Origin of the sequence: Salinivibrio sp. MA427 (assembly GCF_001996115.1) — a bacterium.
Taxonomy (GTDB): domain Bacteria; phylum Pseudomonadota; class Gammaproteobacteria; order Enterobacterales; family Vibrionaceae; genus Salinivibrio; species Salinivibrio costicola.
Window position 1 is genome coordinate 1 of record NZ_MUFH01000109.1, and the last position, 7,895, is coordinate 7,895.

Genomic DNA, 7,895 nt, shown 5'->3' on the forward strand with positions numbered 1-7,895 from the left:
CAATACGCGTCAAAAGCAATGCGCGTCAAAAACACTGCCGCTCTCATCGGAGCGGCTTTTTTTTGTCTTTATGTTAAGGTAAGACTTTAATATCACCAAGGAGAGGAAACATGCAGGCTCGCGCGCTTTTTATCGCTATATTGAGTGTTTTTGGCGCCATGTGCGCGATTCAATTCGGTGCATCGTTTGCCAAGCAGCTGTTTCCTCTGGTGGGGCCTGTCGGGACAAGTGCTCTGCGAGTCGGGTTTTCCGCCCTGATACTATGGCTGGTTTTTCGGCCTTGGCGCCAATGGCCTCGTGGACGTCACTGGCGCGCTATTAGCGTTTATGGCAGTTGCCTGGGTGGCATGATGCTGCTGCTTTATTTAGCGATTGAAACCATTCCTCTCGGGATTGCCGTTGCACTCGAATTTACGGGTCCTCTTCTGGTTGCATTGCTTTCAATACGGCGCGCGCGGGACAGCCTTTGGATTGTGCTCGCCGTCGGCGGTGTGATCACATTGCTCCCGGATCTATCAGGCGTAAATGCCCTCGACCCACGAGGGGTTGCATACGCCCTAGCCGCCGGGGGCTGCTGGGCTGGCTATATTTTATTTGGTCAAAAAGCGGGCAATCTAGCGCCAGGCGGCGGCACTGTTGCACTGGGGATGACGGTTGCTGCGCTCTATCTTGTACCCGCGGGCTACGTTGCCACCGATGGCGCTCTGCTCCAGTGGAAACTGCTGCCATTGGGCATTGCGGTGGCACTCATTTCTAGCGCTATTCCCTACTCGTTAGAGATGATCGCGCTGCGAAATATGCCTAAGCAAACCTTCAGTGTGATGATGAGTTTAGAGCCCGCCGTTGCCGCAATGGCAGGGCTATTGGTTCTCGACGAGCAACTTGCACTGCGCCAATGGCTCGCCATCGGTATGGTAATCACTGCCTCGTTAGGCAGTACGTTATCGGCTAAAAGGCATTAACGAAAAGGCACTAACACCAACCAATAGAAAAGAGCGCCGATGGTCGGCGCTCTTTTTAGTCATCGAATCTTGTTCTCTGAACCGCTCACTTTACCAAGTGTTAGCTCGCTTCACTCAATGGCAGTGCATGCACCTTGACGCGCTGTTGCTCGATGTACTGGCTAATCGCATCAGCCTGCTCTTCAGTCAAATAGAGACCAAGCTTCGTACGGCGCCATAGCGCGTCTTCAACATGCTGCACAAACTCGTGTTGAATGAGATAATTTAGCTCAGCTTGATAAACACCATCTGCAAACTGACGTCCCATATCTGCCTCGCTGGTGCAGCCTTTCATCAACTGATGGGTGCAAGTGCCGTATGTGTCCACAAATCGCTGCGCCGTCTCGTGACTTAACCACGGGTAACGTTGCTTGATTGACATGGCCAGATCATCGCGACCACAGCTGAAGTCACCACCAGGTAACGTTCCGTTTGCGGTCCAAGGCTGACCCATTTTATCGAAAAATGGCTCAAGTTTATGTATGGCTGATTCGGCCAGTTTACGATACGTCGTGAGCTTACCGCCGAAGATAGATACGAGCGGCGCTTGACTGCCCTGCTGCTCTAACTCAATGGTATAGTCACGTGTCATTGCCTGCGGTGAATCCGATTCGTCATCACATAGAGGACGCACACCACTGTAGGTCCAAATAACATCCTCGCGTTTGATTTGGTGCGTAAAATGCTGATTGACCACATCAACCAGATAATCAACTTCAGCATCATCAATTTTAGCTTCACGCGGATCCGCTTTGTGTTCAACATCCGTGGTGCCAATCAGTGAAAACTTATCCAGGTAAGGGATCACAAATACAATACGACCATCATTATTTTGCAGAATATAGGCTTGTGGATCTTGATGGATACGTGGCACCACCATATGAGAGCCTTTGATCATTTTGATCCCACGTGGCGATTTTTCATGAAGACTATCGTCGTAGAATTGTTTGACCCAAGGCCCTGTTGCATTCACCAAGGCTTTCGACTTGCGCTCAAAACGCTCGCCGGTATGTGCATCTTCTAAGGTAACACGCCAGATATTGTTTTCACGCTCTGCCGTCACCACTTTACAATAGTTACGGACTTCACCGCCTTTCTCTTTGGTAAACTGAGCGTTAAGCAGTGTGAGACGCGCATCATCTACCCACGCATCAGAGTACTCAAAACCGATCTTCATCTCTTTTTTCATATAGCCGGTTTTACTGAGATCCACTTTGTGGCTACTTGGTAACGTCGAACGTTTACCTAAATTGTCATATAAAAAGAGGCCACAACGAATCATCCACGCGGGGCGCAGATAAGAGCGATGCGGCAAACGAAAGCGCATAGGAAAGGCAATATGCGGCGCTTTATTGATTAGCACTTCACGCTCTGCTAGCGCTTCGGAAACCAAACGAAATTCATAATGCTCTAAATAGCGAAGCCCGCCATGAATCAACTTTGAGCTTGCTGACGATGTGGCCGATGCGAAATCTTTTGCATCGTACAATCCAACATTAAGCCCGCGACCTGCTGCATCTGCAGCGATGCCCGCACCATTGATACCGCCTCCCACGACGATAATATCGAGTAATGCTTCTTGATGAGTATTATGCGTAGTCATTATTAGCCGACCTTGTCCAGATATGAGCGAACGAACATTAATTGATGGGTATAACTGTATATCAACTTTCGTTTTCGGTCACTATTAATGTTCGAAAAATTATTATCGAGTGTGACAAGTGTAGAATAAGTGTTATAAAAATGCGTGAATTGTGAACCGTAAAGCCAAGATTAACGTAGCAGAAGCAGGTCGTTGTCACTCTGTTATTCAATAAAGCAGAATTCACCCGTCTGCGTTCAGGCATAAAAAAAGGCGCGAAAACGCGCCTTTTGAAGATAACTCGGTTTAGACGTAATTAAATGTCTTCTTCCTCATCATGAAGCTGTGCCCATGCCTGAGCACATTTTACCGCACGCTTCCAACCACGGTAACGACGGTTCCGCTTTTCTTCATCCTGATGAGGCTCAAAGCTACGATTGAGTTTCGCTTTGTCTTTTAACTCATCCAGGCTACCCCAGAAACCAACAGCCATCCCCGCAAGATAACCTGCGCCCAGCGCCGTGACTTCCGTCACTTCGGGACGGTGAACTTCCGTATTAAGCACATCGGCTTGGAATTGCATCAAGAAGTCATTGGCAACGGCACCACCATCCACGCGTAACGCCGCGAGCTTGATACCTGAATCGGCTTGCATTGCATCCAATACGTCACGAGTTTGGTAAGCAATCCCTTCCAATGTTGCTCGAATAATATGGTTTGAATTCACACCGCGCGTTAAGCCTACAATAGTACCGCGGGCATATGCATCCCAGTAGGGGGCGCCTAATCCCGTGAAAGCCGGGACCACATAAACACCATTTGACGTATCGACTTTAGTGGCAAAATACTCAGAATCGTGCGCGTCTTCGAGCACTTTAAGCTCATCACGTAACCACTGGATAGAGGCTCCGCCCATAAAGACCGCGCCCTCAAGCGCATAAGAAGGTTCACCCTGTGGACCACAACCAATCGTCGTCAGCAGGCCATGAGAAGACGTAACTTTCTCTTGCCCGGTATTCATCAGCAAGAAGCACCCTGTGCCGTAGGTATTTTTCGCTTGTCCGGCTTCTACACACATTTGACCAAATAGCGCAGCCTGTTGGTCACCCGCGATCCCAGCAATTGGAATACGTGTCCCGCCTTTACCGCCGATATTCGTTTGCCCATATACCTCAGAAGAGCGACGCACTTCAGGTAACATTGAAGCGGGGATACCGAGCTCATCGAGCATTTTTTGATCCCAGCACATATCATTGATATTAAACAACATAGTTCGTGACGCATTGGTATAATCCGTCACATGCACACGCCCTTGGGTCATTTTCCAGACCAGCCAGGTATCCACGGTACCAAACAATAGCTTACCCGCTTCTGCGTCCTCTCGCGCGCCTTCGACGTTGTCCAAAATCCACTTCACTTTTGTACCTGAGAAATACGGATCAAGTACAAGCCCAGTGTTATCGCGAACATATGAAGTTAAACCACGCTCGCGCAAGTCATCACAAATGTCGGCGGTACGACGGCATTGCCACACAATCGCGTTGTACACAGGTTTTCCGGTTTCTTTATTCCAGACTACCGTGGTTTCACGCTGGTTTGTAATACCGATACCCGCAATCTCATCACTGCGGATACCCGTTTTGCCCAACACCTCAACTAAGGTGGAGCTTTGTGTCGCGTAAATTTCCATTGGATCATGCTCGACCCAACCGGCTTGAGGATAAATCTGGGTAAATTCGCGCTGAGACACACCCACAATATTCGCGTCATGATCCATGACGACGGCGCGTGAGCTGGTAGTACCTTGGTCTAGAGCCACGATATATTTGTGCGCAGACATAATCGGGTTTCCTTCTATCTCTTATATTTTAGTCGTTATGGCGCACTAACGCGCCCATGCTACTTATGCGTTTACTTTTTGCGTTTCGGTTTCAGCCAGCTCCAGCTCCTCATCATCACACTGGTTAGGAATGGTGCAACCGTGGCCCTCTTGAGGCAGGTATGGGGCAATCACTTTTGGATACAGCCAACCACCGAAACACGCCCCTAAAATTGGTGCGACAATGGGCACAATAAAGTACGGAATATCGCGTGCGCCTGTCAGGGCATAATCCCATCCGGCAAAGAAGGCAAATAGTTTAGGACCGAAATCACGCGCAGGGTTCATTGCAAAACCGGTCAATGGACCTAACGAGCCACCGATAACCGCAATCAAAATACCGATGAGTAATGGATTCATTGGGCCACGTGCAGCGCCATTATTTTCATCGCCTAGCGCTAAGATGCCAAACATCAACACCGCTGTGATCACAAATTCAACCGCCATGGCGCCCATGAAAGACAGAGCTTGATGCGGATACGTTGAGAAGATACCTGCGGTTGCTAAGGCCTCGGGGCTACTCCGAACAACATTATTGGCTAACTCCCACTCGACGAAAAGATTGCTATATAGACTGTAAACAAGTGCGGCGGACGCAAACGCACCAAGCATTTGCGAAATAATGTAGGGAACAACTTTACTTTTATCAAAGCCATGGAAGGCCGCGAGAGCGATGGTAACGGCAGGATTAATATGCGCGCCTGAGACACCTGCTGTGCAGTAAATGGCAATCGCCACACCAAAGCCCCAGACGATACTGATTTCCCACTGACCAAAATCGGCGCCAGTCAGTACCAGCGCTGCCACACAACCCACGCCAAAGAAAATGAGCAAGCCCGTGCCGATAAACTCGGACACGCACTCGCCTAATAGAGTCGACGATGCTTTTTTCATGATGATTATCCTTGTCACTATTAGTAGGGGTACACGTTCAAAACCACACTACCATTTTGCATAATCACAGCATCTCGAAAACAAACTCACAACAAAAATGAGCGTTCGAGCATAATTTTATGACTTAATACTGACATTTTTGTTAACTACATCATTATTTGAGCATGTTCGCGCACAAAATGCGCATACACAGTGGGATGGCTAGAAAGCTAGGGATGGCAAGGCTTGGCGCCCCTCATATCCATGCAGTGATCGTTGAGGAGCGCGCTTTGTTGTTATATTTTTGTTATCAAGAGGTTGGCATTGAGACCCCAAGTGTATCAAGATCGATCCCTTTCTCCTTTGCTAACGATTCGAGCACAGGAAGTAAGGGGCCAAGCTTTTCGCTCAACGTATCACGCACGGTATCCACCATCACCTGGGTTTGTCGCTCGATTTCTATATTAACGGAATCACCGACAGTCTTTCGCTCGAACGTTGTCATTCGCCGCGTCTCTGGGATCAACCAAACGTCAAACCACCCTTCATCCTTGTTTACGTCGGCAATGGTCAAGCTTGCACCATTAATAGCGATATAGCCTTTGGCAAAGATGTAGCGCATCCATGACGTTGCTAAGGAAAATCGCAATCGACAATTTTCCTCTTGAAACAGCACGTCATGCACTAAAGCACAGCAATCCACATGCCCCGATAACGGATGTCCGCCGATTTCTGCGCCATCTTTCGCTGCTCGCTCCGCATTCACGCTATCGCCAGTATTAAACGAACGTAACGTCGTTATCGCTAAGCTTTGTAGCATCACATCAAAACGCACAAGATTCGCTTCTAATCGCTCAGTGACCGTCAAACATACGCCATCAATGGCGACACTGGCACCAATTTCTAATCCATCACAAAAGCCATCTGGGAAGCGAATATCGAACGTTCGAATACCTTGGTGATCGCGACAAACGTCAATATTTGCCACCGCTTGAATAATTCCGGTAAACATGGGGGATATCCTATTAAGAATTTCCCATAATCATACTGCTTGGCAACAAAAATAACCAACGCGCACAAGTGATAATCAATCTCATTAGCATTGATAGTTGTGATTAGCCGGCGTATAGTGCGCATTTTTATACGTCAGTAAAGTATTATGAGTATGCCGTATCCTTCTTTATGCTTTGCCATTTTGGCAGCCTTCGCTATTGGCATTCATACCGCCAGTGCTAACACGAATCGCTCTCCCGACAGCATTGAAACCATTAAGGTGCAAGGTGAGCAACTAAACCATCCTATTACCCTTATTTCACCGGGAAAATCGACTTTAGAGCTGGACGATATTCAACGCGAACAGGCTCAGAACATCGGAGAGTTGGTCATGAAAATGCCCGGCGTCTCACTTGATGCCGGTGCGCGCCCAGGCAGTGAACGTATCAATGTGTGGGGGTTTTCTCACCCCTCAGCACTATCTGTCCGTATAGATGGTGCTCCAGTCGGATTTCAACAGTATCGATATGGCAGTTTTTTCCTCGATCCTCAGTTGCTAAGATCTGTCCGCATGGTAAAAGGCGATCATAACGTTCGTGCCAGTGTGGGCGCCTTTGGCGGCAGTTTTATTATGGAAACAAAAGAAGCTGCAGACTTTCTTGATGCGGATGAGTCAATCGGTGCGACGGCTCAGGCTGGCTTTAATAGCGTGAACCAACAATGGAAACGCAGTATTACTGCCTTTGGCAAATCCGACTCTGGCTGGTCGGTATTGCTCCATGGGTCAAAACGTGATGCAGATGATATTGAGCTAGGAAACGGAGAGACATTTGATTTCTCGGGCTACGCCCAACATAGCTTGCTCGGTAAAATTCATTATCAATCTGGTGCGCATGATTTTATGTTAAGCCACACACGGTATGACGACCAGGGAAGAAAACCGTGGGCAAATCGACGCGGCGCCATGCCTTCGATTAGTAATTACAAAATAGATAAGTATGGTAGCTACGAAGCGGCATTATTTGCCACATCGGTGGATAATCATTATCGCGAGTATACCAGTACCCTGAATTACCACTATCAACCGTTTAATAACTTTATAGACACTAGTGTCGTGATCGCACATTCACAAAACCATCGTTATTGGGAAAGACCCGACAGCACCTATCAATCTTATATTTCTTCGGGTCAATACGGTCATCAGGTATGGTTATCATATGAGCGTTGGTTTGCAGAATTGACGAATACTAGCCACTTCGGTGATCACGAAATTATGATCGGCGCTCAATACCAAGACCAAAACCGAGACTCTCGCGTTTACAATCATACTTATCGAAAAAAACCAGCGAAAAACTACGGGTACTATACACTGAGGAATCCCCTGATGATTTAGATAAAAATCATAAAGTTAAGGTAGATGCACATCCTGTTATGTGATCAAATGATTTCGCCAAAAAACAAGCAACCAGACAACAAGATGTGCGAACTCAATATATTACACGATTCTCTCTACCAATTCTGCCCTGAACTGCACTTAAAGCGACTTAATAGCTTGATGTTAGCGTGT

The 7,895-nt window shown here is 47.8% G+C and carries 6 protein-coding genes; 2 read left to right on the top strand and 4 right to left on the bottom strand.

Translation table 11 applies throughout. The annotated features are described in order from the left end of the window. The first annotated feature begins 110 nt into the window (after window positions 1-110). Window positions 111-962 carry a DMT family transporter gene (locus BZG79_RS08645; RefSeq protein ID WP_077679583.1) on the top strand — a complete coding sequence of 284 codons (852 nt, stop codon included), beginning with the start codon at window positions 111-113 and terminating at the stop codon, window positions 960-962. A 100-nt stretch (window positions 963-1,062) separates the two neighbouring features. Here BZG79_RS08645 and glpD read toward each other — a convergent pair whose 3' ends face one another. The 4 genes from glpD to BZG79_RS08665 form a co-directional block, all read right to left on the bottom strand. Then, the gene (gene glpD / locus BZG79_RS08650) at window positions 1,063-2,604 is read right to left on the bottom strand and encodes a glycerol-3-phosphate dehydrogenase (RefSeq protein WP_077679584.1); all 1,542 of its coding nucleotides are present in this window, start codon (window positions 2,602-2,604) and stop codon (window positions 1,063-1,065) included. A gap of 295 nt (window positions 2,605-2,899) precedes the next feature. Continuing rightward, window positions 2,900-4,423, bottom strand: coding sequence for a glycerol kinase GlpK (gene glpK, locus BZG79_RS08655; protein ID WP_077460889.1), 1,524 nt, complete (start codon window positions 4,421-4,423; stop codon window positions 2,900-2,902). Between the two features lie 63 nt (window positions 4,424-4,486). Further along, entirely contained in the window at window positions 4,487-5,356 is an 870-nt protein-coding gene (locus BZG79_RS08660; protein ID WP_025744339.1) for an MIP/aquaporin family protein, read from the bottom strand. A gap of 289 nt (window positions 5,357-5,645) precedes the next feature. Beyond that, window positions 5,646-6,347, bottom strand: a complete 702-nt coding sequence (locus tag BZG79_RS08665; protein WP_077774199.1) for a riboflavin synthase subunit alpha — start codon at window positions 6,345-6,347, stop codon at window positions 5,646-5,648. 153 nt (window positions 6,348-6,500) lie between these two features. Between BZG79_RS08665 and BZG79_RS08670 the strand changes: the two genes are divergently transcribed. Next, window positions 6,501-7,721, top strand: a complete 1,221-nt coding sequence (locus tag BZG79_RS08670) for a TonB-dependent receptor plug domain-containing protein (RefSeq protein WP_199877664.1) — start codon at window positions 6,501-6,503, stop codon at window positions 7,719-7,721. Window positions 7,722-7,895 lie beyond the last annotated feature (174 nt).

Bases quoted from the DNA above. Each gene is read 5' to 3' on its own strand.
- BZG79_RS08670 (WP_199877664.1), top strand. From the start codon at position 6,501: ATGCCGTATCCTTCTTTATGCTTTGCCATTTTGGCAGCCTTCGCTATT.
- glpD (WP_077679584.1), bottom strand. From the start codon at position 2,604: ATGACTACGCATAATACTCATCAAGAAGCATTACTCGATATTATCGTC.
- BZG79_RS08665 (WP_077774199.1), bottom strand. From the start codon at position 6,347: ATGTTTACCGGAATTATTCAAGCGGTGGCAAATATTGACGTTTGTCGC.
- glpK (WP_077460889.1), bottom strand. From the start codon at position 4,423: ATGTCTGCGCACAAATATATCGTGGCTCTAGACCAAGGTACTACCAGC.
- BZG79_RS08645 (WP_077679583.1), top strand. From the start codon at position 111: ATGCAGGCTCGCGCGCTTTTTATCGCTATATTGAGTGTTTTTGGCGCC.
- BZG79_RS08660 (WP_025744339.1), bottom strand. From the start codon at position 5,356: ATGAAAAAAGCATCGTCGACTCTATTAGGCGAGTGCGTGTCCGAGTTT.